At 66.4% G+C, this 24,050-nt stretch carries 20 protein-coding genes; 15 read left to right on the forward strand and 5 right to left on the reverse strand.

The features are described 5' to 3' along the window. Positions 1–263 precede the first annotated feature (263 nt). Positions 264–1,571, reverse strand: a complete 1,308-nt coding sequence (gene ltrA, locus AB0B64_RS19200; RefSeq protein ID WP_358179429.1) for a group II intron reverse transcriptase/maturase — start codon at positions 1,569–1,571, stop codon at positions 264–266. Between the two features lie 727 nt (positions 1,572–2,298). Between ltrA and AB0B64_RS19205 the strand changes: the two genes are divergently transcribed. The 3 genes from AB0B64_RS19205 to AB0B64_RS19215 are packed head-to-tail and all read left to right on the forward strand — an operon-like array spanning position 2,299 to position 5,955. Continuing rightward, complete coding sequence (locus AB0B64_RS19205) at positions 2,299–3,231, forward strand: hypothetical protein (RefSeq protein WP_358178716.1); 933 nt, start codon at positions 2,299–2,301, stop codon at positions 3,229–3,231. Continuing rightward, positions 3,228–4,670 (forward strand): sulfotransferase, encoded by a 1,443-nt coding sequence (locus tag AB0B64_RS19210; protein WP_358178718.1) that lies wholly within the window; start codon positions 3,228–3,230, stop codon positions 4,668–4,670. Before AB0B64_RS19205 ends, AB0B64_RS19210 begins: the two co-directional genes overlap by 4 nt. A gap of 58 nt (positions 4,671–4,728) precedes the next feature. Continuing rightward, complete coding sequence (locus tag AB0B64_RS19215) at positions 4,729–5,955, forward strand: hypothetical protein (protein WP_358178720.1); 1,227 nt, start codon at positions 4,729–4,731, stop codon at positions 5,953–5,955. Between the two features lie 44 nt (positions 5,956–5,999). Here the strand turns inward: AB0B64_RS19215 and AB0B64_RS19220 are convergent, their stop codons facing one another. Then, positions 6,000–7,187: an NAD(P)/FAD-dependent oxidoreductase gene (locus AB0B64_RS19220; protein WP_358178722.1), complete on the reverse strand. Its 1,188-nt coding sequence runs from the start codon at positions 7,185–7,187 to the stop codon at positions 6,000–6,002. A gap of 80 nt (positions 7,188–7,267) precedes the next feature. On the opposite strand from AB0B64_RS19220, the gene AB0B64_RS19225 reads away from it, so the two are divergent. After that, positions 7,268–7,873 (forward strand): PadR family transcriptional regulator, encoded by a 606-nt coding sequence (locus tag AB0B64_RS19225; RefSeq protein WP_358178723.1) that lies wholly within the window; start codon positions 7,268–7,270, stop codon positions 7,871–7,873. Between the two features lie 146 nt (positions 7,874–8,019). On the opposite strand, the gene AB0B64_RS19230 is transcribed toward AB0B64_RS19225, so the two are convergent. Then, a complete protein-coding gene (locus tag AB0B64_RS19230; protein WP_358178725.1) occupies positions 8,020–8,916 on the reverse strand; it encodes a LysR family transcriptional regulator in 897 nt (298 codons plus the stop codon). A gap of 137 nt (positions 8,917–9,053) precedes the next feature. Here AB0B64_RS19230 and AB0B64_RS19235 point away from each other — a divergent pair, with 137 nt between their 5' ends. Then, positions 9,054–10,001 (forward strand): TIGR03620 family F420-dependent LLM class oxidoreductase, encoded by a 948-nt coding sequence (locus AB0B64_RS19235; protein ID WP_358178727.1) that lies wholly within the window; start codon positions 9,054–9,056, stop codon positions 9,999–10,001. A gap of 270 nt (positions 10,002–10,271) precedes the next feature. After that, complete coding sequence (locus AB0B64_RS19240) at positions 10,272–11,645, forward strand: hypothetical protein (protein ID WP_358178729.1); 1,374 nt, start codon at positions 10,272–10,274, stop codon at positions 11,643–11,645. A gap of 325 nt (positions 11,646–11,970) precedes the next feature. Here AB0B64_RS19240 and AB0B64_RS19245 read toward each other — a convergent pair whose 3' ends face one another. Continuing rightward, on the reverse strand, positions 11,971–12,384 hold the full coding sequence (locus AB0B64_RS19245) for an RNA-binding S4 domain-containing protein (protein WP_358178731.1): 414 nt from the start codon (positions 12,382–12,384) through the stop codon (positions 11,971–11,973). Positions 12,385–12,853: 469 nt separating this feature from the next. Here AB0B64_RS19245 and AB0B64_RS19250 point away from each other — a divergent pair, with 469 nt between their 5' ends. The 9 genes from AB0B64_RS19250 (at position 12,854) to AB0B64_RS19290 (ending at position 23,415) form a co-directional block, all read left to right on the forward strand. Next, entirely contained in the window at positions 12,854–14,716 is a 1,863-nt protein-coding gene (locus tag AB0B64_RS19250; protein WP_358178733.1) for a BTAD domain-containing putative transcriptional regulator, read from the forward strand. Between the two features lie 307 nt (positions 14,717–15,023). Continuing rightward, positions 15,024–16,355 carry an FG-GAP-like repeat-containing protein gene (locus AB0B64_RS19255; RefSeq protein WP_358178735.1) on the forward strand — a complete coding sequence of 444 codons (1,332 nt, stop codon included), beginning with the start codon at positions 15,024–15,026 and terminating at the stop codon, positions 16,353–16,355. Between the two features lie 62 nt (positions 16,356–16,417). Continuing rightward, complete coding sequence (locus AB0B64_RS19260; protein WP_358178737.1) at positions 16,418–17,782, forward strand: VCBS repeat-containing protein; 1,365 nt, start codon at positions 16,418–16,420, stop codon at positions 17,780–17,782. 54 nt (positions 17,783–17,836) lie between these two features. Then, positions 17,837–18,514, forward strand: a complete 678-nt coding sequence (locus AB0B64_RS19265; RefSeq protein WP_357943523.1) for a response regulator transcription factor — start codon at positions 17,837–17,839, stop codon at positions 18,512–18,514. Further along, a complete protein-coding gene (locus AB0B64_RS19270) occupies positions 18,511–19,914 on the forward strand; it encodes a HAMP domain-containing sensor histidine kinase (RefSeq protein WP_357943525.1) in 1,404 nt (467 codons plus the stop codon). Before AB0B64_RS19265 ends, AB0B64_RS19270 begins: the two co-directional genes overlap by 4 nt. A gap of 73 nt (positions 19,915–19,987) precedes the next feature. Beyond that, the gene (locus AB0B64_RS19275) at positions 19,988–21,046 is read left to right on the forward strand and encodes a serine hydrolase (protein WP_358178739.1); all 1,059 of its coding nucleotides are present in this window, start codon (positions 19,988–19,990) and stop codon (positions 21,044–21,046) included. Positions 21,047–21,110: 64 nt separating this feature from the next. After that, the gene (locus AB0B64_RS19280) at positions 21,111–21,776 is read left to right on the forward strand and encodes a hypothetical protein (protein ID WP_358178741.1); all 666 of its coding nucleotides are present in this window, start codon (positions 21,111–21,113) and stop codon (positions 21,774–21,776) included. A 9-nt stretch (positions 21,777–21,785) separates the two neighbouring features. Further along, a complete protein-coding gene (locus AB0B64_RS19285; protein WP_357943531.1) occupies positions 21,786–22,607 on the forward strand; it encodes an MBL fold metallo-hydrolase in 822 nt (273 codons plus the stop codon). Between the two features lie 76 nt (positions 22,608–22,683). Further along, the gene (locus AB0B64_RS19290; protein WP_358178742.1) at positions 22,684–23,415 is read left to right on the forward strand and encodes a hypothetical protein; all 732 of its coding nucleotides are present in this window, start codon (positions 22,684–22,686) and stop codon (positions 23,413–23,415) included. Positions 23,416–23,422: 7 nt separating this feature from the next. Here the strand turns inward: AB0B64_RS19290 and AB0B64_RS19295 are convergent, their stop codons facing one another. After that, a complete protein-coding gene (locus AB0B64_RS19295) occupies positions 23,423–23,827 on the reverse strand; it encodes a hypothetical protein (RefSeq protein WP_358178744.1) in 405 nt (134 codons plus the stop codon). Between the last annotated feature and the right edge of the window lie 223 nt (positions 23,828–24,050).

A 24,050-nucleotide genomic window follows, 5' to 3' on the forward strand; every position in this document is an offset into this window, starting at 1 on the left:
GGTGATCAACCCGTCTACCAGGGGTTTCTTACGTCGTCAGGCGAACACCAAGCTCGCGATCATGCTGTGACCAGCACCCCTGCCGCCTGGGGATGTAGGGTCGGGGGCTGGCGCGGTGGCGTCTCCTGGCGGTAGGGCCTGGGGCCTTCATGTCCCGCCGGTTTCCCGGTCGGTTGCGCCACCCCAGTGACCGTGGCCAGGTTCGTTGCTCCGTTTCCAGTCCCCGCCCGTCGAACCGTGCATGCGGTTCTCCCGCACACGGCTCACCGACGTCGTTCACCGTCGGCATTCGGTCTTACCCGCCAGGGCTTACCAGCCCTGGGCGCGACGATGATTCCATACAAGCTGATCAGTCCCAGATCGAGCGGTTGGGAGCGGGTCAGCACCCACCAACCGAACGCCATGCTGCGGCGGTGACGCCGTCGTATGAAGTGCGCCAGCCGCATCTGGGCGTATCGTCTGATCTTGCTGAGGCACTGGGCTGAGTGTCCGTAGCGGAAATACCCGGCCCAACCGCGTAGGAAGTCGTTCAGGTCCTGCACGATCGCCTCCGGCCGCAACAGCATCCGACGCCGGGCGGTGATCTCCCGGACCCGGTCGCGGGCGCGCTGCATGGCCTTGTCCGCGGGCCAGCGGGCGAGGAACACAAAAGGTCGTTTCCCGTTGAGGCCCCTGGATCTGACGAGCCGATGATGAAAGCCCAGAAAGTCCAGGCCTTCCCCGCCGACCTCCAGGTGGACGATGCGAGTCTTGGCCGCTTTGGGTTCCAATCCCAACTCGGCCAGCAGTTGGGTCAACCGGGCCAGCGCCCGTTCGGCCTGACTGCGTGACCAGCACATCGCGATCAGATCATCGGCATAACGGACCAGCGTCCCGTCTGCTTCGTCCCATGCCCGGTCCAACCGGTGCAGATAGACGTTGCATAAGACGGGGCTGACCACCCCGCCCTGCGGGCTGCCGGTGACCTCACGTCGCACCTGCCCCTCCTCCATCACCCCGGCGCGCAGAATCTGCCGCAGAAGCTTCAGCAGGGACTGGTCGCAGATGCGTTCCTCGATCGCTCGCATCAACTCCTGATGCGGAATCGCCGAGAAACAATCGGCGATATCCGTCTCGACCACCCACCGGCGCCCCTTCGCCTGCTCATCCATGAGCACTTGCAGGGCGTCGTGCGTCGACCGCCTCGGGCGGAACCCAAAAGAGCAGTCGAGCATGTCCGCCTCAAAGACCGGTTCGAACACGATCTTTACGGCGGCCTGCACGACCCGATCCCGAACCGCCGGGATCGACAACGGCCGATACTCGTCCCTGACTCCCGGCTTGGGAATCAGCACCCGGCGAGCGGGCAACGGACGATATCGCCCTTCCCGGAGTTCAGTGGCCAGCTCATCGAGCAGCCGGGCGACCCCGTACTCCTCGATCTGGCCCAGCGTGGTCTTGTCGATGCCGGGTGCGCCGTTGTTCGCGCGCACCATGACCCACGCGCGCGCCAAGACGTCTCTGCGATAGACCTTGTCCATCAGCGCGTGGAACCTGCGTCCGGGATCAGCCTTGGCCGCCCGGTAGAGCACATGCTGCAAGGCACGGACCGGATCACGCGGACGCGACCCCGAAGCGGTGGGACTAGCCGAAACGGCACTCACCGGGCCTCCTCCTGGAAGACACTGTGCATCGACGAAGTAGTGGCCCTTCCCTCACCGCCGGTTGTGTTGTCCGATCGGCTCAAGCAGTACTACGGCCACCTCCGACGCCCACCCGGCTCACCACCCACTTCCCGAGATCATCGGTTATAGGGCGTGCCACTCCAATGACATGTTTCCGCAGGTCACCGGGCCGGGGAGGGCCTCCCCAGTTCCCGCCGTCACTATCGATGCGTTCCGCGCCCCATACGCCGGGGAGTCCTTGACGGCTGCACATCCAGGATCTTCACCGCGTCCATGGCCTTCGCCCCGATTTCGAGAGGCTCGGCACTCCCTCGTCCCGCCCGAAGACGGGGTGAGTAACGACGCCGCAGGCTTCGCTTTATGCTACGGACCGCACCGTCGCTCCCCCATCAGGACCTTTGACGCTGGGCTTCGACCCCGCCCGTTTCCAGACGAAACCGCCAGCCTGCTACCGGGCCTCCTGGCAGCTACCCGGACCGGACTTCCACCGGCAAGCGACGACGAGCTTACGAACAGCAGGATCCACCGCTACGTCACGGCTTCACCTCCTGCTCTGCTGGGCGCACGAAAAAGGTTCACTCAAGGCTGAATGTGCCGCAGGCTGGTCGTGAGGCGTGAAGGCTGAGGGCGACGCATGTCTAGCGAACCAACGGCGATGTGGAGTCCCGTTGAGCATGAGTGGCTGTTTCGCGTGCCAGGCCGCCGCAATCTGGAGCCGCAGGCCGATATCCGCCCCCATGCCGACTTAAATGCCAAATGTCCATTCTGCCCCAGCGGGGAAGACGTGGCAATGGCGAGCGGTGCCCGCCTGGTGCCGAGCAAGCATCCCATGATTGCCCTGGGAGAGCCGCATTCCCCTGGGCAGGAGCAGCTGCATTGGGTGCTTGTGTACGGCAACTCCCATTCCCAAAGGCTGGGCGATCTCCCGGCCGAGGTCACCCGGGAGTTCCTGGAGCTGATCTCCATCAAGACCTCACGCCTTTTTGACCGTTCTTCGGTGAAGGCGGTCTTCGCTTTCGAGTCCGTGGGGGACCACTTCGGTCCGACGGTCGCTCATCCGCACGGTCAGCTCATCGGACTCCCTTTCGTTCCGAGGCGCCTGACTCTCGCGCCGGCCGCTGATTCGTGTGCCGTGTGCGACTCCGTCATTAGGCGAGACCTGACGGTGATGATCAGGAACCATGCACTCGTTCAAGTGCCTCCATGGTCGCGGCTGCCCTTCGAGATGATCATTATGCCGAGGGTGCACCGGCCGGATCTTGCGTCGCTGTCTGTCGAGGAGATCACGTCGATGGCCGACTGCCTGCACACCGGCCTGCAACTGTGTCGGTTGACCCACGATGGCGAGATGCCGCCTTATCTGATCAACGTGATGCAGGCCCCCAAGGGCGACACCTCACACCACCTGCGGGTGGAGCTCGTCCCGCTGCACAAGGACGAGAGAACGCTCAAGCGGCCGGGTGGCATGGAGTTGGGCCTGGGGATCTACCTCAACCCGCTGCTTCCGGAGGTCGCTGCCGGGATTCTCCGCGAGGTCTTGCCGGACGTACGGAGGTGCCCGATATGAGGCGTGTCCAGATCGTCGGGACCCAGCGCTCCGGATCCAACCTGCTTCGCCTGCTGTTGGGGTCACTCCCGGGCGTCTTCGCCCCGCCGTCGGCGCACAAGCTGAGGGACTTCCAAAGCCTGACCAGCCGGTACGGCACGTTGCACGTGCCCTCGAACCAGGGGCGCCTGGCTGAGGACATGGGCCGGCTTGTCGATATGAATGCTCTCGCGTGGCCACGTATACCGGATCGGAGGCGGGCGGTTTTAGCAGAGATGGGCGGATCGACGCTGGCTCACGCAGTTTTAGCCTTTTACGATGCGCACGCCCGACACTTCGGCAAGCAGGTGTGGGTCAGCAAGTGTCTGGAGAATGTCCACTTCATTGATCAGCTCATCGACTCGGGCCTGCCCATTCTTTATCTGCACCTCGTAAGAGATCCACGCGACGTGGCCGCCTCGTTTTCCCGGGCCCCGATAGGTCCGAAGGAGCCAAGAGCTATCGCTTTGCGCTGGTTGGAGGACCAGGAAGCGGCTATGGCAGCACGCGAGATGGTCGGCGAAGACCGTTGGCTTACCTTGCGTTACGAAGATCTGGTCACGGATCCGGAGGCTGCTCTGGCGCCGCTGTGCGATCGCACAGAATTGAGGTGGTCGGCTTCCGCTCTCGAGTTTCACCGTCGAGAAGAGGCTCGATCGGCTGCGTCGATATCCGAGCTGTGGAACAATCTCGACCAACCGATTCGGCGCGATCGCGTGGCCGCGTACAAGAGATCGGCGAATATCGAGCTGGTGACGGCTGTCGAGGGCATCATGTGTGATCTGATGTCCGCATTTGACTATGCCGCTGAATATATATCTGTGCCGACCGGAACCAGTGCCGGCGAGAACGAGGACATTCTGAATCGTGATCGTGAGATGCGTGCGGAATTTGCGGCCGCCCGCGATCCGGAGGCAGAGGCCGTGCACCTCAGGAGAGTGAGTTTCCTGGAGGACCTCAAGGCCACGAGGCCACCCATGGGTTTTGCGGAGGATCTTATGTATGTGCAGTTCGCACAGAAAGCCGTGATCGAGTGGCAAGGAAGATTGCTTCTGATCAGGAAGGGTCAGGATGACCCCCACCAGCCAGGGAGATGGGAGTTGCCGGGCGGACGCATGAAGCCTGATGAATCGCCGGATGACGCGCTTGTTCGCGAGGTGCGCGAGGAGGTGGGGTTGGATGTGTCGCCTGGGCGCCCGCTGGCTCTGTGGTCATGGCGGCTGGGCAACGAACAGGACGCCCCTACGGTCATCGCCGTGGCCCGGCTCTGTATGACGAGTACAGGGGATGTGGACATGAGCCGGAACGACGAGGATGATTTCATCGAGAAGTACGGCTGGTTCGAGAGAGACGAGGTCCTCGACCTAGATCTCATTCCAAGCGCCAGAGGCCCCATCGAGACGGTTCTCGCAAACCTCTAGCAATTCTGTTCAAACGGATGAGGCGCCTACGGGCGTGTGTGAATCAAGGACGAGTTAGTTGCTGACGCGCCAGATCCTGAGGGACGCTCAGTTAGAGATCGAGCGGCGGATCGAGTTGCGTCTACAAGTCGAGGCCGGGCGGCTGCCGGACTGCGCCCTGGCTTCGGGGCAGTATCTCGACCATCCTCGCTACGAACAGCGCGGGCTCTACGGCACTGCGGCCACGATCCACATTCTCGCCCGTCGGGCCACAACGGATCCCGCCGTCAAGGAGCAGGTGACGAGGTTGATCTATTACGTCGTCAACCGCAGCCAGGTGGAAAGGGCCTCGGTAAGCTCTGCCGTGTACCGGGACCTCGTTGCGCGCAGAATCCGGCTGCAGAAGTCGGACATTTTTCGGATGGCCGATATCGGGTTCGCCCTCTCCTCCGTGAGCCCCGCCATCGCGCTGAAGTCCGAGGCGTTGACGCTGGTGCAGGGGGCTTTCGAGGGCGCGCGGGCCAACCCGGCGGGATATGCGGTTGGTAGCGAAGGCGGAGGGCCGGATCCGCTGGCCACGGCGCATGTCGTGCGCTGTCTGGCGGCGAATAATCTGCCCATCAGGCCGGAGGACTGGCGCTATCTTCGCGAGTACCTGAGTAGCGGTGACAATGACTTCGTTCGCTGCTTCGTGCTTCTCGTGCTCACTGCCTATGACTCCCAGATGGAGCGGAGGCAGCTGCAGGTCTCCTGGAAGGATCTCTTCTCGGCGCTTTCAGCCGCGTTCGGCGGCCAGTCGGAGGCGAACCACGAGTACACCCGGTCCGGCGCGCAAGACTATGTCCGGATACCCTGGCAGATCTACCTGGTCCAATCGTGTGCCAAGCTGTTCCCTCTGACGAGATTCAACGGGTTCACGATCCAGCGGAAGATGCTGGATGTGGTTCAGCAGATCTGCGCTCCGACCGGGTTCAAGTACGAAGCGTCAGGTTGCTATCTCTCCACGCGCACCTATGCGTGCGTTTGGCAGGCGATGGAGGAGATCTTAGCCTTCAACTTCAGGCAGCCTATTCCACGCGTCGTCGTCCGCACGGTGACCGGGGCAACGCGTCTGCTGTCCAGTCGGCTCGTCGGGGTACTCACGTATCTGCTGCTCGTCGCCGTTGCGGCCGGATCGCTGGTCGAGTGGCTCAACAGCCCTCACCGCTTCATCGGTGACCTGGCGCCCAATCTGCTGGCCGAGGTCATGCTCATCATCGCTGCGAGGCTCGAGCTCCTGGTGAGGCGGGCGAAGTATCGTCGCTAAGCCGTCGAGGGCACTCGTGAACAGCCCATGACAAGCCCTTGCGATCATCCGGTCACCTTGGCGTCCCAGTTGATCCGGTAGTCGAAGATCCAGGTCATCTTCTCGGGCTTGCCCAGCTTGCCGAAGATCCGGATCGCGTACGCGTTGACGACGCGCCCGACCGGCCCCGCCGCCTTGCTGGCGTTCTTGCGGGTCGTCTCCTTAATGACCCGCTCGACCCGGGGACGGCGCTCGGCCTCATAGGCGGCGAACGCCTCGCCGTAGGGGAGGTCGCGTAGGCAGCGGGCAAGCTGGATCGCGCTCTCGATCGACAGGGACGCGCCCTGCCCCGAACTGGACGACGGCGCGTGCACCGCGTCGCCGACCAGCACGATTCGGCCCCGGCTCCACGTGACGGTTGTGGGTGGCATGTTCTCCATCGGCCCGACGATCACCACGTCCGATGGGTCGGTCCGTTCGATCAGGTCCCGTGCCGGGGTGCCGTCGGCGGCGAACTTCTCCGCCAAGATCGGCAGCCACTCGGCGGCCGGGGTCGCCTGGACCTCGGCGGCGGTCATCGGCTCGGGGTGCGGGAGGTTCACGAACCAGACGGCGTCGTCGGCGCCGAAGACCTGGTAACCGAAGAATGCCTTCTTGCCGAAGGTCATCGGCATCTTGCCCTCGGTCGAGGGGATCCCCGGGGCCCGGACGCGGGCGCCGAAGCTGATCAGACCCGCGTACTGCGGTCCTGGGGCCGCCGGGTCGATGAGGGAGCGGACGGTCGAGCGGATGCCGTCGCAGCCGATGAGGATGTCGGCGGTGGCCTGGGTGCCGTCCGCGAAGTGCGCGGTCACGCCGTCGGCGGTCTCCTCCGCCCGGACGAGGCGCTTGCCGTGCTCGGTTCTGACACCGCGCCGCGCGGCCTCGTCGTGCAGCACGCGGTAGAGCTCGTCGCGCCAGACGAACTGCATCGGCCGGATCCCGGGCGGGTTGCCGAACTCGGCGAGCGGACGGCCCTTCCAGTCCTGGAGCACGATGCCGGTCATCGGCGCGCCGAGCGGCCGGATCAGGTCGGCGCAGTCGATCGCGTCCAGCGCGTCGACTCCGTTGGGGGCGAGGCTCATGCCACCGCCGACCCCGTCGGCGGTCTTCTCGTACGCCTCGTAGACGGCGGCGTCGATGCCCGCCTTCTGCAGGGCCATCGCGGTGACCGGCCCGGCGATACCGCCGCCGATGACGAGTGCTGTCTTCACGGTGTTCTGCTGCATGATAGGATAGTTGCATTGCAACTAGTCTCGCGTCAACTAGTAGCTTTCGGAGTAGTGTCGGTGACATGAGTACTGCGTTCCGGGGTTCGCCGCTGGCCCTCACCGTCCTGGCGCTGCTGCACTACAAACCCCTGCATCCGTACGGGATCCAGCGGCTGATCAAGGACTGGGGGAAGGATCTGGTCGTCAACGTCGAGCAGCGGACGAGCCTCTACCGGACGATCGACCGGCTCGCGGAGGCCGGGCTGGTGGCGGTGCTGGACACCGAGCGGGACCACGCCTACCCCGAGCGGACCGTCTACGAGGTCACCGACGCGGGTCGCGAGGCCGCCCGTGAATGGCTGGTGGACCTGCTCACGGTTCCGAAACGGGAGTTCCCGCAGTTTCCGGCGGCGCTGTCCCACCTGCTGCTGCTTTCGCCCGAGGAGATCCCCGACCTACTGGAGCACAGGCGGACGGCCGTCACGGCGTCGGTGGCGGAACTGCAGACCGCGCTGACCGGTCAGGCCGAGGGGGGTCTGCACCGGGCCAGCCTGCTCGAACTCGAATACCTGCACGCGGTGGCCGTCGCCGAGGAGCGCTGGCTGACCGGCCTGATCGACGACCTCCGCTCCGGCCGGCTGACCTGGTCCCCAGCCGACTTCGCCGACCCGCAAGCCGACTCGCAATAGGTACGGGCAGCAGACCGTACAGGTCGGTTGGGTGAGGCATGAGGGCCTTTCGATGAACGGCAGAACGGGTGCCCGGCACGGCCCGGGCACCCGTTTCGCAGGGCTGCTATCTGGCGCAGACACGCTGCACGGAGCCGGGTGCTGGGTCACCCTGGCCCGGTGAAATGGGCTTCGGCGTATTTGCGGAAGGCCGTGACGAGGCGGCTGCGGTCGTCGGCTCGGGTGGCCAGTACGACGTGGCTGGGCTCGATGCCCTCCAGGGGGATCGTGATGAGGTCGGGGCGCAGGTCGCCGATGCGGGCGGTGGCGGGGACGATGGCAACGGCCTGCCCGCCGGCGACGAGTTCGAGCTTGTCCTCGCCCGCCTCGATGAGGGGACCGTCGGGCGCCCGGGTTCCGTCGGGCCGGGGGTCGGCGCGCCAGAAGGCGTTCCAGACTGGGTCGAGCGCCCGGGGCAGGGGCTCGTCGGCGATGTCGTCGAGGGTGACCGATTCCTTGCCCGCCAGGCGATGATCCACGGGCACCAGCAGCGCCCGGGGTTCGTCATAGAGCACCGTGACGTGCAGCCCGTCGGTGGGGAACGGCAGCCGGGCCACCGCCGCGTCCACCCGGTGGTCGAGGAGCGCGGCGCGTGGTTCGTCCCAGTCCAGGTGGATGATCCGTACCTCGGTGTCGGGATGCCGCTGGCGTAGCTCGCGTACCGCCGGGGTGACGACGAGGTTGCCGATGTAACCGATCGCGATCCGGCTGGGCTGGGCGGCGGCCCGGGCCCGCGACGCGGCGCGCGTGGCGGAGCGCAGCAGCGCGAGGGCGAGCGGGAGGAAGATCTCTCCGGCGTCCGTGAGCCGGCTGCCTTGCGGGGTGCGCTCCAGCAGGCGGGCGCCCACCTGCTGTTCGAGCCGGGCGATCTGTCGGCTCAGCGAGGACTGGGTGAGATGGAGGGCGGCGGCCGCGCGACCGAAGTGCCGGTGCTCGGCGACGGTGGTGAACGAGCGCACCAGCCGCAGGTCCAGGTCCACCGGAGGGAGTGGCGAGTCGGCCATGCGCCCAGCGTAGCTCTCACCTCTCTAGCTGCGGTGATGCGCGAATCGGGATGCGCCTTGCGAAACATTCATTGGACCCTGAGTGGGCTGCGGTCCCAAGCTGATGACGCAAGTTGAGCAGCCCAAGGAGCATTCTCATGAGGACCACCACTGTGGTCGACGCGGCCCGCCAGGCGTTGGGGCCGGTCGGCTTGACGCTGCCGGTCTCGTTCACCAGCGCCCTATCCATCGACCTGCAGCGCGAGGCCGTCGAGCGGCTGGAACGCGCCGGCTACCACGCCGTCTGGACCAACGAGGTCGTCGGCGGAAAGGACGCCCTCGTGCAGCTGGCAGTGCTGCTGGCCGCCACGCGGCGGATGGTGTTCGGCACCGGCATCGCCAACATCTGGGCCCGGTCACCGCAGACCTTGCATGGCGCGGCGGCCGTGCTGGCCCAGGCGTATCCCGGCCGGTTCGTGCTCGGGCTGGGGGTCGGATATCCGCAGCAGGCGGCCGACACCGGTCGGGAGTTCGGCAGCCCGCTGGCCACGATGCGCGACTATCGCGAGCGGATGGACAGCCCGACCTCGCCACCCGCACCCGACGTGGCCTATCCGCGGATCATCGCTGCGAACGGCCCGAAGATGCTCGCGTTGGCCGGCGAGATCGCCGATGGGGCACTGCCCGCCGGAGGGCCTCCCGAGTTCACCGCGCAGGTGCGTCAGGTGCTTGGCCCGGACAAATTGCTGGTCATCGGGCTCTCCGTGGTCCCGGGCGGCGACCGCGACCGGGCGCGGGCGATCGCACGGGAGTGGGTGTCGGGCAGCCTCCGCCAGACCTGGTACGCGGCCGCCCTGGCCCGGTTCGGCTACTCGGATCGGGAGATCGCTGAGGTGAGTGACCGGGTGGTGGACGCGATCATCGCCCACGGTGACCCTGCCGACATCGCCGCCAAGGTACGCGAACACCTGGCCGCCGGCGCGGATCACGTGACGCTCATGCAGCCGATCGGTACCGACTTCTCGGTCGGCGTGGACCAATTCGAGCGGCTCGCCCCGGCACTGCGTGACGTCACCGCCCACCTGGACCGGCGCGCCGGCGGCTGACCCACGCCGGTAGAACGACAGTGTGCCGGTGTCGGCGGATCAGTAGCGTGGATTTTCCGGTAAATCATATTATCGGGGCCATCAGGTTCTATGGCGTTGTCAAGTGTGACTTTTGGTTGAGTGTCCTCATGTGGACACATGGCGGTGGGCAATTGCCGGGAGGACGTGCCCGGCTTACGCTTCAAAAGCCATCCTTTCTGCTGAATACCGTCCCCAATTCGGCGTGGATCCGGCAATTCGCCACCGCGTCTCTCCCGAAAGGGGCCCGCCATGATTCCCGCCCAACCGTCCCCCGACAGCGGCATGCGCGGAGACCGTTCCAAGACGAACCGCGACCCCGGCGCGGCCGCACCGGTCCCCTTCGAGTTGCTGCTGACGCGTCTGGAGAACCACGTCAAGGAGGCCGGCATCACGCAGGACATGGTGTGCAACGGCGCGGTCACGGATTTCCTCGCGGCGGTTCCGGATCCCCAGCTCGCCAATCTCGGCGCGCCCGCGCTGGGCGTACTGAACAATCACATCGACGCGGCGATGCACGAGTGCTCGCTCATGGCCGCCAGGTCCTCGGTCCTGTCCTACGCGTCCATGGTCACCTTCAAGGCGACCAACACCTACGCGTCGGCCAACAACGTCGCCGCCAACGAGCATGAGGTCGCGCGGGTGGGCGTGGCAGTACGCGCTCGCATCGACACGTACGTCGTCGCGTGCGAGCGGCGGCTCTACCTGAACGCGGACGTCCCCGCCGACCTGAAGCTCCTCATCCAGCACCACGCCGTTGGCTCGGTCAAGGACCCCTTGGTGGAGGCCGCCGACCAGATTCTCCAGGCGGTGCACGTGCCCAACGATCCCACCCAGAACGAGAGCGCCGCGCTGGTTCAGGCCCTGGAGGCCCTCCCGGTGGTTCAGGCCATGTATACGGGCAAGCTCTCCGTCGGCTTCGGCGCCGAGAGCGGCGCCCTGCCCAGCATCGTGGTCACCAACGCGTGCAAAGCCCAGAAGCACTTCAGCAGGTACGTCGAGCAGTTCTACAAGAACGCGCCAACAGGCATGATCATCTACGCCGCCCTGGTGCAGCCGTCGCGTAGGCCCCCCGCGAAGCACGTGTCGAACATCGAGGTCACCGAGGACACCGTCGAGCCTGGCATGTTCTGGCTCGGTAGCCGGGTGACGCAGTTCCGGTCAAACGCCGCACGGGTGGGTAACAAGGTACGCCTTTCGGTGATGGACGACGTCTTGACGGTGGTGCACGAGATCGGGCACCAGGTCGAGTTCTACCTTCCCGCGGTCGAATGGCTGCGCCTGCACCTGATTATCAGAATGCGAATGAACGGCACGCAGCTCGTCAATATCTATCCCAATGCAAGTAAACCTGAACCCGCCTTCGACGTCAGCACCATGCCGGCGTTCGAGGCGTACTACACGAAGAAGGAACAGCAGAGAAGCGGAAAGTATTATGCCGCCAAGCTCTATACCTCGGGTGACACCGAACTGCTGTCCATGACCGTGCAGTTCTTCAGCCAGCCCGATACCGCCATCCTCATGATCCAGCGCGACCCGGTGCTCGCGGCGACCGTCCTGCGGGCCATCCGCCCCGACGACTTCACGAACTTCCCCGTCGCCCTGCTGGCCTTGCTGCCCACCTGAGCCCCTCCGCGCAGCAATTAAGAGGACGGGCCGAGTACGAGTGTGGGGGCGACGTAATGTTCCCCCGGGGTGCGGTCGTCGGCGAGGACGTTCGCGGCGGAGTCTCGTTTGAGATTTGGCAGATCGCTGGTTCTTGATGTTCGTCAGCACCCTGATCTCCGATCTCGTTGTTGGTCCGACGACCGTGGGCGTACACGGCCGTCGCTCCTATGACGGGCGCGGGCGCCAGAAGGTAACGAGTGGACCGAGCCCTGCGCGGCAGGGCGTCACGGGTATCCGCGCGGATCCGGTGGAGGAGAAACCGCCCCTTGTGCGGTATGCCCGTTCACTCCGGGTCGAGCCCGGCGCCCCGCCCCTCCGCCATCGGGCGTCCGAGTAGCTTGTCGATGCTGCGGCGTTCGCGTTTGGTGGGACGGCCCGCGCCACGAGCCCGTACGGCCACCGTGACGATCTCTTCGCGCGGAGGGGGCGGAGGGCTCTTGTCGATGTAGCACTCGGCGGCCACGGGGGCGCCGACGCGCTTGGTGATGATCCGGGAGACGACCACTATGCGTTCGTGGCCCTCGTGCCGCAGTCGGACCTCGTCGCCGACCCGGACGACGTGCGCGGGCTTGACCCGTACTCCGTTGATCCGGACGTGACCGCCCCGGCAGGCGTCGGACGCGATCGATCGGGTTCTGGTCAGCCGCACCGACCAGATCCAGCTGTCCACCCGAGCACTCAGCTGCCCACCTGCCACTCCCACACTGTACTGAGATCGTCGCGTCGCCTGCATCCAAGCTTCGCAGTTCTCATTCCCCGGCTCTTTGCCAGGGAATTGCCAGAAATGACTGTCACGCTGCCGCGCGTGATCGCATCGAAGCCGGCCACAGCCACCGTCCCCGTCACATCCGCACACTCTCCCGCCCCTGGTGCGACGCCGCCGATCACGCCCGAGTGTGCCTGCCGACGGAGCTATACGTCGGGCTGACCATGCCCACCTGCGGTCGCCGCAGCGCCCGCACGGTGCCATCACTTCTGCTCACCAGGCTCAGGGAGCTTCGCTATCGCGAGAAGGGATCGAAGGCTTGTCACAGGAGAAAACGGAATTGATGGCCGAAATGCCGCGCGCGGCGGCGGAATGGTTGCGATACGGGGAAGGAGAGCGGGCTCCCTCGCGGAGCGGTGGTCAGGCCGCCTCGGCCCACGACGACGGAGACCGCTAAGTCGTGGCCTCGTCACTCGGTTTTCACATACTCGGCCCGCTTGAGGTCATCGCGAACAACGCCCGCTTCACCATCACCGGGCTCCGTCGGCGGACCGTCCTGGCCGTGCTGCTGCTCACTCCCGATCGGGTTGTCTCGGTCGACCGGCTCGTCGAGGCCGTGTGGAGCGGTACGCCGCCGACCACGTGCCGCAACCAGATCGCCATCTGCGTCGCCGGTCTCCGCAAGGTCTTCCAGGAGGCGGGCTGCCACGAGGACGTCATCGTGACAGCGGCTCCCGGCTACATGCTCGCGTCCGGCGACCACCGCATCGACGCGGTCGAGTTCGCGGCCCGGGTGGAGTCTGCTCGGCATCTCGCCCAGGACCAGCGGACGGCCGAGGCTGCCTCTCTGCTCAGGGAGGCGCTCAGTCTGTGGCGGGGGACTCCGTTCGCTGACACCTCCAGTTCGCGGCTTCAGGAGGAGGCGAGCCTGCTGGAGCAGCAGTGGCTCAACGCGTACGAGCAGTACGCCGAGCTCCAGCTGGAGCTGGAGAGGTACAGCGAGATCGTGTCCGAGCTGTCCGGGCTCGTGCAGGAGCAGCCGCTACGCGAGCACGCCCGAGCGATCCTGATGCTCGCCAACTACCGGCTGGGCCGCCGCTCCGAGGCCCTGGGACTGTTCCGCCAGGCTCGCCAGAACTCCGTCGACGAGCTGGGGCTGGAACCGGGCAAGGAGCTCCAGGAGCTGCACGCCGCCATGCTGCGCGAGGATCCCTCGCTCCTGCCGACCTCCACGGCATCGGTCTCCCTTAATACCGACATTCCCGCCGGCTCCGGCGAGGCGCGGCTGCCTGCGGATGTGCCGTCCTTCGTCTCCCGGGAGGAGGAGCTTGCGAGCCTCGATGCTCTGCTGGAGGGTGGCCCCGACGTAGGGTCGGCCGCCGTCGGGCTCATCACCGGGGGACCGGGGGTGGGAAAGAGTGCCTTGGCGGTCCGCTGGGCCCACCGGGTGGCGCAGTCGTTCCCCGATGGAAGGCTCTTCGCCGACCTCACCCGGACAGGAGACGGCGAGGAGTCTGTCTCGGCCATGCTCGCCCGGTTCCTGCGCGCCCTGAAGACACCGGAGAACGAGATCCCGGCGGACCCGCGGGGGCGGGCCGAGCTGTTCCAGCGGTCGGTCGCCGGACGGCGGGTGCTGGTCGTGCTCAGGGGAGTGCGGGACCTGCGCCGCGTTCAACGGCTGATCCCCGCGTCCGGGACCTGCAGCGTGCTCGCGACCAGCTCGTACAACCAATCGAGCCCGGCCCGGGTACGCCTGCGGCTGGACGCGCTGGACACCCGCTCGGCCGTCGAACTCCTCGACGCGCTCGTCGCCGATCACCGCGTACGGTGGGAGCCCGCCGCCGCCAGGAAAGTGGTCAGGTACTGCGACAACCTGCCCCTGGCCGTGTCCGCGGCCGCGGCGCGGCTCACCGCGAAGGCGCACTGGAGCGTCTCCCATCTGCTGGCCAGGCTGCGCGACCCGCTGCACCGGCTCGACGAGCTGAGCCACGGCGGGCCGCCCGGGATCCGCGACAGCTTCGACCGCGGCTACAGCGGCCTGGGACCGGATGCCGCCGCCCTGTATCGCCGGCTCTCGCTCTGGGACACCCCGGAGCTGGACGTCTGGAGTGGCGCGGCGCTCATGAACATCGACCTGTCGAGCGCGGAGAACCTCATGGAGCAGCTCGCGGACGCCGCGCTGCTCGAGACGTGGGGGCGGCGGCCGGACGGCCTGTTCCGCTATCGCCTGCCCAGCCTGCTCGCCCTGCACGCTCGGGAGTACGCCGATTTCCATGACCTGTCGGCGGCGGGGTTGAAGCTGCCTTATCCGTCCGCGATCTAGGCGCCCAACGTCATTTGTTCTGCCGATTATCGCCGGAAATTTCCCTGCGATAACGAGATGAAATGCCGTTCGCCTAGGGTGGCTGCGCCAGGTCGGTTAATGCGGATGCGCCGCAAGCGGCAGGAAGGGAATTTATTAATCGGATCGTCGCCGAACTTCCAAAGGAGTTCGGCGGAGGCGGAAGCATGCCCAAATTCATCACCGAAGCACACCCGCAAAAAACAAATCCAAGAGATGAGGGATCACGATGGGTCAAATCCATATAACAGGCCGGCGACTCGCCGCGGGTCTGGCTTCCATGGCGATCATGGCCACCGGCCTCACCGCTGTCATGGCCGCCCCGGCCTTCGCGGTGAGCAGGTCCGCGATCGTCTCCGCCGCCCAGGACGAGCTGAACAACAGCAGCCGAGATCATGAGAGTCCCATGGGCAGCGGGTGCAACTACTACACCGGTGTCTTCCGTACGTGGAAGGACTCCGCCGGCTGCCCCAGCAGCGATGGCGTGCAGTGGCGCGACAGCAACTGGTGTGCGGACTTCGCCAAGTACGTCTGGCGCAAGGTCGGCGTGCCCCACGCCGACGTCCCCGAGTTAGAGGGTGGCGTGCTCACCGGATGGGCCAGCTCGTTCAAGGACTACGGGACCAAGTACGGGACCTGGCACACCAGAGGCAGCGGCTACACCCCGCAGCCGGGCGACGCCGTCGTCTTCGACTGGGAGCAGAACGGTGACATCGACCACGTCGGCATCGTGAAGAGCGTCGACGGGAGCACCATCTACACGATCGAGGGCAACAGCGGCGACCGGACCAAGGCCAACTCGCACTCCCGGTCGAGCAGCGACATCGTCGGTTACAGCGCGCCGGTCGAAGCCGGCAACGGTCCTTCGAACCAAGACGGCGGGGATTTCAACGCCGATGGGGTGGGGGATATCTTCTCGGCCGCTACCGGGACGTTGACCGTCTGGAGCGGTAAGGGGTCGAACAATTTCGGTTCGGCCACCGAGATCGGTCCTGGCTGGGGCGCTTTCAGTAAGCCCATTGCTGGTGACTTCAACGACGACGGTATTAGTGACCTGGCGGCGGTCCGGGATGGCAGCAAGCTGACCATCTGGAATGGCAAGGGCGATAACCACTTCTCCAGCGCCATCGAGATCGGTCCCGGTTGGGAGCCGTACGACAGCACCCTGATGTCGCTGGGCGACGTGAACGGTGATGGTCACGCCGACATCGGCGCCGTCCGTGAGGGCACCGGCACGCTCTACATCTGGAACGGCAAGGGCAGCAACAACTTCTCGAGTGCCATCGAGATCGGCCCTGGCTGGACCGCCTACAGCAAGCCCATCGGCGGTGACTTCAACGGCGACGGCATCGGCGACCTGGCGGCGGTCAGGGACGGCAGCAAGCTGACCATCTGGAACGGCAAGGGCGACAACAACTTCTCCAGCGCGATCGAGATCGGTCCTGGCTGGGAGCCCTTCGACAGCACCCTGATGACGCTGGGCGACGTCAACAAGGACGGAAACACCGACATCGCTTCCGTCCGTGAAGGCACCGGCACTCTCTACCTCTGGAACGGCAAGGGCGCCAACAACTTCTCGAGTGCCATCGAGATGGGTCCCGGCTGGACCCCGTACTTCTAACCACTCCACCCCGCCGGGACGACCCCCGGCGGGGGCATTCCCACGATTTGGAGCGTCAGACAGTGTCGAGAACATTCGCCCGCCACACGACGACGGCAGCGCTGGCCATCTTCGCGATCGTCGCCTTATCCCCCTCGGGGTACGCCCAGGACGATCCGGCCGGACCACCTACCGGCCGAGTGGCCGCCTCCTATGCCACCGCCGCATGCGACTCCAACGGCACGACCAGCACGGACGCGGCCCTGGCCACACAGCTGAACGGCGTCTTGACCGCCACGATGAAGGGCTACATGACGGCGTACCGGGTTTCGTGCGCCCGCATGATCGTCAAGGCCGTCCACGACCGCGGCATGGATCCCAGAGCGGCGGTCATCGCAGTCACCACCGCGATCGTGGAGTCGACCATCCAGAACGTCAGCGAGACGGTCGACCACGACAGTCTCGGTCTGTTCCAGCAGCGTGCGTCGTGGGGCAGCGTCCAGGAGCGACTCAATCCGATCTGGGCCACCAATGCCTTCCTCGACAAAATGGTCAGGGAGTACCCGAACAACTCCTGGATGACAGCGCCGATCGGCGAGGTCTGCCAGGCGGTACAGGTCTCGGCCTACCCGTCCCGCTACCAGCCCCAGGCCGGAGACGCACAGAAGATCGTCGATGCCCTCTGGCAGCCGCGGAGTTCGTATGGCGGGGATTTCAACGCCGATGGGGTGGGGGATATCTTCTCGGCCGCTACCGGAACGCTGACCGTCTGGAACGGTAAGGGCTCGAACAACTTCAACTCCGCCACCGAGATCGGTCCTGGCTGGGGCGCTTTCAGTAAGCCCATTGCTGGTGACTTCAACGACGACGGTATTAGTGACCTGGCGGCGGTCCGGGATGGCAGCAAGCTGACCATCTGGAATGGCAAGGGCGATAACCACTTCTCCAGCGCCATCGAGATCGGTCCCGGTTGGGAGCCGTACGACAGCACCCTGATGTCGCTGGGCGACGTGAACGGTGATGGTCATGCCGACATCGGCGCCGTCCGTGAGGGCACCGGCACGCTCTACATCTGGAACGGCAAGGGCAGCAACAACTTCTCGAGTGCCATCGAGATCGGTCCTGGCTGGACCGCCTACAGCAAGCCCATCGGCGGTGACTTCAACGGTGATGGCATCGGCGACCTGGCGGCGGTCAGGGACGGCAGCAAGCTGACCATCTGGAACGGCAAGGGCGACAACAACTTCTCCAGCGCGATCGAGATCGGTCCTGGCTGGGAGCCCTTCGACAGCACCCTGATGACGCTGGGCGACGTCAACAAGGACGGAAACACCGACATCGCTTCCGTCCGTGAAGGCACCGGCACTCTCTACCTCTGGAACGGCAAGGGCAGCAACAACTTCTCGAGTGCCATCGAGATGGGCCCCGGCTGGACCCCGTACTTCTAACCACCCCACCCCGCCGGGACGACCCCGGCGGGGCAACATCTGTAGTCTGCGGCGGTGACCGCGTACCGGATCCTGGCTGTGGACGACGATCAGGCCATCCTGCGTTCGCTGCGGCGCGGGTTGCGGCTGGAGGGCTTTGTCGTGGACACCGCCGAGTCGGGGCGGCAGGCGTTGGAGCGGGCGGCCGGGCAGCCCGATGCCATTGTCCTGGACGTGTCCATGCCGGGAATGTCGGGCATCGAGGTGTGCGGTCGATTACGGGAGGCCGGGTCGCAGGTGCCGGTGCTGATGTTGTCGGCGATGGACGAGGTGGCCGACCGCAAGGCCGGGCTGGCGGCGGGTGCCGACGATTACGTGATCAAGCCGTTCGACCTGGGTGAGCTGGTGTTGCGCCTGCGCGCCCTACTCCGCCGTGCCGGGCGCGCCACGGGCACGACGGTACGCATCGGGCCGCTGGTCATCGAGCCGGACGCCCGTGTGGTCACGTTGCGCGGCCGCCCGGTCGAGATGACGCGGCGCGAGTTCGACCTGCTGGAGGTGCTGGCGCGGAACGCCGGGATCGTGCTGACCCGTGCTGTGCTGCTGGAGCGGGTTTGGGGCTACGACTTCGAGGTGAGCGACAACGCGGTGGACACGTTCGTCGGCTACTTGCGGCGCAAGCTGGAGGCGGGCGGTGAGCCGCGCATGCTGCACACCGTACGCGGCGTCGGGTTCGTGCTACGAGAGCCATGAAGCTGTCCACGCGCTTCGCGCTCTGCCTGGCCGTTGCCGTCCCGCTGCTGGTGGCGCTGGCCGGGCTGGTCGTGCTGATGCTCGTCTCACAGGATTTGCGCACCCAGCGAGATGATCAGCTCGCGGCGCGGCTGCGGACACTGGCCCCGATGGCGAGAACGTACGCGTGGCGAACCGATGTGCTGCGTGCCGTGCCGCCCGACTTCCTGCAGCGGCGACTGCTGGCCGCGGCCACCGGCCAGGGCGGGGCGACGGTGGTGGTGGGTGACGAGAAACCGCTGGTCATCGGGGACGTGCCCGGCACGCTTCCGGCCGGTGCCGGTCCCGGCGACTACGTCGAGGGGGATCGGCAGTGGCGATTCGTCGCCGCCGAGCTGGGGCCGCGGGGGAGGGCGCGACTGATCCTGTTCGAGCCGGATGAGCGCCTCGCCGGCCAGATCGCCGCCCTGCGTAACCGGCTGGGCTCGGTCACGTTGGTCGCGGTCGGTGTGGGCGTGGTCGCGGGGCTCGTACTCGGCAGGTTCGCGGTGCGGCCGCTGTCGAGGCTGGGCGGGCAGGCACGTGCGATCGACGCCCCCTCCTCTTCCGGTACGCGACTGGCGACCACGGCCGGCGTCACCGAGATCGACGAGCTGGCCCGCCTCCTGAACGACCTCCTCGACCGGCGCGACGCGGCCGTGGCCCGTACCGGCGAGGCCCTGGAGACCGCGCGCGCGTTCGCGGCCACCGCCGCGCACGAGCTGCGTACCCCGCTCACCAGCATGGGCACCAACCTCACCCTGCTGGACCACCCCGGGCTGGATCCGGCGGATCGAGCCGAGACCGTCGCCGACCTGGCCGCCGAACACGGCCGCCTCCAGCGGCTCATCACCATGCTGCGCCGGCTCGCGCGCGGCGAGCTGCTCGACGCCTCCGCCTTCGCCGAGACCGACCTGGCCGGTATCGTCAACGACGCGATCGAGGACGCCCGGCGCCGACACCCGCATGCCACGATCACCGCTCGCGTGCCGGACGCCGTACGGGTGCGCGGCTGGGCGGAGGGCTTGCGCCTGGTCGCCGACAACCTCCTAGACAATGCCGCCGTGCACGGTACGGACGCGTCCGGTCGCAGCGCTATCACGGTCACTCTGGAGCGTGGGGATGAGATCGTCCTCGCCGTCCAGGACACGGGTCCGGGGATCGAGCCCGAGTGCCACGAGGCGGTGTTCGTCCGCTTCCACCGACGCCCTGGCAGCCCCGGGTCGGGGCTCGGTCTCACGTTGGTACGGCAGCAGGCGGCCCTGCACGGTGGCACCGCCTGGTTGGGCGCCTCCCTTGAGGGTGCTGGTACGCGAGCCGAGGTGCGCCTGCCCCTGACCGAGCGGGAAGTCCCGCGATCCGGGCGGTCCTGGCTGGAATAGCTCGGCCCTTGCCAGAGAAATGCCAGAAAAGCACGTCACCATCCCTCCGAACTCATCCTTCGGAGGAGATGACATGCGCATCATCCATTACGCGGTCGCGGTCGCGGCTGCGGTCACGCTGTTCATGCCGGCCGCGGCCTTGGCCGAGACCACTGATGTCATGCAGCCATCGGCGCACCCGGTCAAGCTGCGTACCGCCCTCAGAGAACTCTCGGTGACCTACACCTACCAGGGCGAAGAGCGCACCTTGGACGACTTCCTCACCCGTACGAAAACCAACGGCTTCCTCGCCCTGGACGGCCAGGACGTCGTCGCGGAGCGCTACACCGGCGCGAACCGTGACACCCGCTTCCAGTCCTGGTCGATGGCCAAGTCGTTCACCGCGACCGCCGTCGGCATCGCGCTCAAAGAGAAGCACATCGGATCGATCGACGACTCCGTGGACAAATATCTGCCCGAGCTGAAGGACTCCGGCTATGCCGGGGTGTCCATTCGCGACCTGCTGCACATGTCGTCCGGCATCGACTGGAACGAGGCCACCGACGCGCCACGCCTGATGGCCGCGGCCAACAAGGGCTACTCGATCAGCAAGATGGCCGCCCTTCAGAAGCGTGGCTGGGAGCCGGGCAGCCGGTTCGAGTACACCAGCATGAACTCCTTCGTCCTGGCCCGGCTCGTCACCAAGACCACTGGAATGCCGTACTACGACTACGTCGAGCGCAAGATCTGGCAGCCCGCCGGCATGGAGTCCACGGCGACCGTCGGCAACGACTCGCACGGCGACAGCCTGGGCTACTGCTGCTACTACGCCACCGACCGCGACTTCGCCCGCTTCGGCCTGCTCTACCTGCACGGCGGCAAGGCGAAGGGCCACCAGGTCGTACCGGCCTCCTGGGTGAAGGCGTCCACCAAACCGTCCTCGGTCAACCCGAACTATGGCCTGCACTGGTGGCTCGGCGGCGACGGCGGGGATTTCATGGCGGTCGGGCTCGGCGGCCAGTACATCTACGTCTCACCCGAGCAGGGCGTCGTCATCGTCAAGTCGTCCATCGCGGGAAGCGCTGTTGACCAGGAAGAGGCCATCGTCGCGTTCCGCGCCGTGGCGGCCGAGGTGGCCAGGACCCGAGGATGACTCGAATGGGCTTGGTGCAAAGCCGACAGCCGGTCATAGCTTTCGAGTGTGACTGGGGGGCCGCGTGAGTCTCCGGCTTCTGCGGTTCGTCATCGCCGCGGGTGTGCTGACGCTCGCGATCGGGCTGGGCAACCTCGTGGACGGTGACGTACGGGCGGGACTTCCGCTGTTCGTCGTCGGACTCGTTTTCGCCGGAGTGCCGGCGGGCCTGCTGGTCCGTCATGTGATCGCGAACTGGACGTCAACAGATTTCCGGCGCTCACCGGCGATGGCGGATCCCGCGATACGGCGCAATTTCCGCAGCGTCGCCGTGCTCGTTATGGCCTACAGCGTGCTGTGGTTCCTCGCGGCCGTCGCGATCCTCGTCTTCGCCTATCGGATCCCGCACGACAACGGCAGCAGCGGCGGATCGATCGCCACCGTGATGGTCATCGGCTGCTTCCTCGCCGGGATACCTACGCTGCTCGGCATCCAGTTTCTCCGGTGCGGGCAGCTGGTGCGGCACGGAGGCATTGAGGGCATCGCGGCCGGGCTGCGGCTCGGCTGGATCGTCGTCGTCATCGGCGGGCTCGCCACCGTGGGCTCGCTGACTCATGACCGCCCCGGCTACGGCACGATCGGGCTCGTCGCCGGCTGCCTGGTCGCCTTCACGCTGGTCAACAACCTCCGATTGAGCATGCTCAGCACCCGGGTCGTCGCGTACGAGCGGCAGGCTTCGGGGCAACCGTAAAGGAAGATCATGACCGATATTCGTGTGCATACCTACAGCGCCGCCGAGACGGGCATCTTCGTCAACAGCTACCTGATCGAGACGGCCGAGGGAGTCGTCCTGGTGGATGCGAGCCTGCTGGTCTCTGACGCCAAGGCGCTGGCCGCCCGGCTGGCCGCGTTGCACAAGCCCTTACTGGCGGCGTTGGTGACGCATCCCCATCCCGACCATTTCAACGGGCTGCCGTACGTGGTGCCCGATGACGTGCCCGTCTTCGCCACCGGGCCGGTGGCGAAGGTGATCCAGGAAAGCGCTGTGGCGAAGCGCGAGCAGTGGCAACCGATGTACGGCGATGAATGGCCGGACCGATTCCGCGTCCCCGACCAACTGCCGGCGAGCGGTGACGCGATGGAGATCGGCGGAGTGCGGCTGACGGTGACCGACATCGGCCCCGCCGAGAGCCACGCCGACTCCTACATCGTCGCCGAGGCCGGCGGAAAGCGCATCGCGTTCATCGGCGACGTGGCCTTCGCCGGGACGCATTCGTACCTGACCGACGGTCACACCGGGACATGGCTGGCCGCGCTGGACCGGCTCGCCGGCGAACTGGCAGGGGTACGGCTGTATCCCGGGCACGGCCCCGCGGGCGGGGTCGAGCTGTTCGACGACCAGCGCAAGTACCTGCTGATGTACCGGGAGGCCGTTGCTCGCCTGGCCGCCGGGGACACCTCCCTCGACGAGGAACGGAAGCGCGAACTGACCAGCCTCATGGTCCGCTACGCACCGGACGCGCCGCTGGATTGGCTGGTAAGCCTCGGCGCCGACCCGGTCGCCGCGGAGCTGGCCGCCTAGCCTTTCATCGAGGGGAGGGTCACGACGAACTCGCAGCCCGTGCCATGGGCGGGGCTGCGTAGCTTGCCGGCGATGGATGACCGTCGGCAGTGCCCGTACCACCGGGCTGCTTGAAACCTTCTCGCAGATCCGCCGGCCGCCGTTCATCGAAGAGGGCGTCCCCGCGCTGCCGTTCGCGGTGTTCACCACCCGCAACCCGCAGATCGCCGAACCGTGGCTCGTCGACGAACATGACACCCATGGACAGCCGCTCGCCCCCGGCGCCATCGCCGCAGGCTGGGACGCCAAACCCAACTTCAGATGGAAGCCCGACGGCACGGCCGTGCTGTTCTGGCAGCAACAGCTACGCGGCACACAGACCAGGGTCGTCGTGGCCCACCTCCCGGAACGTCCGCCCACTGGACGCGGCACCATCCGCTCGACACCGTCCCCGTCCTGGGCGTCACCGATCGCCGGCTACGTGCCGCCCGACCCTCGCCCGGTGACCCACTACGCCGGGAAGATCTCCGGGAGCGTCGACATCACGCGCCGGCCCTCGCCGATACCGCGATTCGAGTGTCTGCTGGAGGTGACCTACACCAATTACTCCGACGAGCCGGGATTCGTGATCAATGGCGTCGAGCGCGGCGACCACGGAAAGCCCGGTCTGTACGGGACGACTTCCCGCTACAGCGCCGACCTGGCGGTGTCCGGACGGCACAGCGGATACCTCAAGGCGGACAACGTACTGATCCAGCCCCATGCCATGACCGGGACGATCGAATCCCAGCTTGACGGCCGACACCTCACCCTCGGCCCTCTCCCCTAGCGTGTGGCTAATCGAGCTTGGCTTCGCGGCCGTGGACGATGAGGGCGTACAGCACGAGCACGTCGACCGCGATGACGGCGAGTGACCACCAGGGGTTCACGGCGATCCAGGTCAGTTGCGTGAGGGCGTTCAGCATCACCAGAACGATGCCGACCACCCTGGCCCAATCCTGGCCAAGGGTGACGGCGATGCCTGTGGCCAGCACGAGCACGCCGAAGAGGAGATGGAGCCAGCCCCAGCCGGTGACGTCGAAAAGCAGCAGCCGGGCGGGCGTCTGTACGTAGACCCGGTTGGCGAAGACGGCGGCGAGACCGGTGATGATGTTGAACAGCCCGGCCAGGACCATCATCATCCCGCCGAACCAGATCCAGCCGACCCAGCCGGTCACATGGCGTGCTTGGTGATAGGTCATCGAAATCCCCCTTGAGCTCTGACTTCCGTGTGCCGCGGCGGTGTCGTGGGGCCCGGCTCCCTTGTGCTTCCCTCACCAACACGACAAACACGACAAAATGGGATGTAAAGGCAGGTGGAGGGATAGTGTTTCCCCCGCCTTGGCGAATTCGATACGCAAGATCGTCCGCCCATGGCGGCCCCGCTGACTGGGTGGTCGGGCCGGACTGGGCGTCCGAAGGATC

Source organism: Nonomuraea sp. NPDC049129 (genome assembly GCF_040648495.1).
GTDB lineage: Bacteria > Actinomycetota > Actinomycetes > Streptosporangiales > Streptosporangiaceae > Nonomuraea.

What these genes read in the sequence shown, in the direction of transcription:
- AB0B64_RS19295 (WP_358178744.1), bottom strand. Translation starts at nt 23,827, where the DNA reads ATGACCTATCACCAAGCACGCCATGTGACCGGCTGGGTCGGCTGGATC.
- AB0B64_RS19275 (WP_358178739.1), top strand. Translation starts at nt 19,988, where the DNA reads ATGCGCATCATCCATTACGCGGTCGCGGTCGCGGCTGCGGTCACGCTG.
- AB0B64_RS19225 (WP_358178723.1), top strand. Translation starts at nt 7,268, where the DNA reads ATGAGTACTGCGTTCCGGGGTTCGCCGCTGGCCCTCACCGTCCTGGCG.
- AB0B64_RS19210 (WP_358178718.1), top strand. Translation starts at nt 3,228, where the DNA reads ATGAGGCGTGTCCAGATCGTCGGGACCCAGCGCTCCGGATCCAACCTG.
- AB0B64_RS19205 (WP_358178716.1), top strand. Translation starts at nt 2,299, where the DNA reads ATGTCTAGCGAACCAACGGCGATGTGGAGTCCCGTTGAGCATGAGTGG.
- AB0B64_RS19285 (WP_357943531.1), top strand. Translation starts at nt 21,786, where the DNA reads ATGACCGATATTCGTGTGCATACCTACAGCGCCGCCGAGACGGGCATC.
- AB0B64_RS19230 (WP_358178725.1), bottom strand. Translation starts at nt 8,916, where the DNA reads ATGGCCGACTCGCCACTCCCTCCGGTGGACCTGGACCTGCGGCTGGTG.
- AB0B64_RS19270 (WP_357943525.1), top strand. Translation starts at nt 18,511, where the DNA reads ATGAAGCTGTCCACGCGCTTCGCGCTCTGCCTGGCCGTTGCCGTCCCG.
- AB0B64_RS19290 (WP_358178742.1), top strand. Translation starts at nt 22,684, where the DNA reads ATGACCGTCGGCAGTGCCCGTACCACCGGGCTGCTTGAAACCTTCTCG.
- AB0B64_RS19240 (WP_358178729.1), top strand. Translation starts at nt 10,272, where the DNA reads ATGATTCCCGCCCAACCGTCCCCCGACAGCGGCATGCGCGGAGACCGT.
- AB0B64_RS19235 (WP_358178727.1), top strand. Translation starts at nt 9,054, where the DNA reads ATGAGGACCACCACTGTGGTCGACGCGGCCCGCCAGGCGTTGGGGCCG.
- AB0B64_RS19255 (WP_358178735.1), top strand. Translation starts at nt 15,024, where the DNA reads ATGGCCACCGGCCTCACCGCTGTCATGGCCGCCCCGGCCTTCGCGGTG.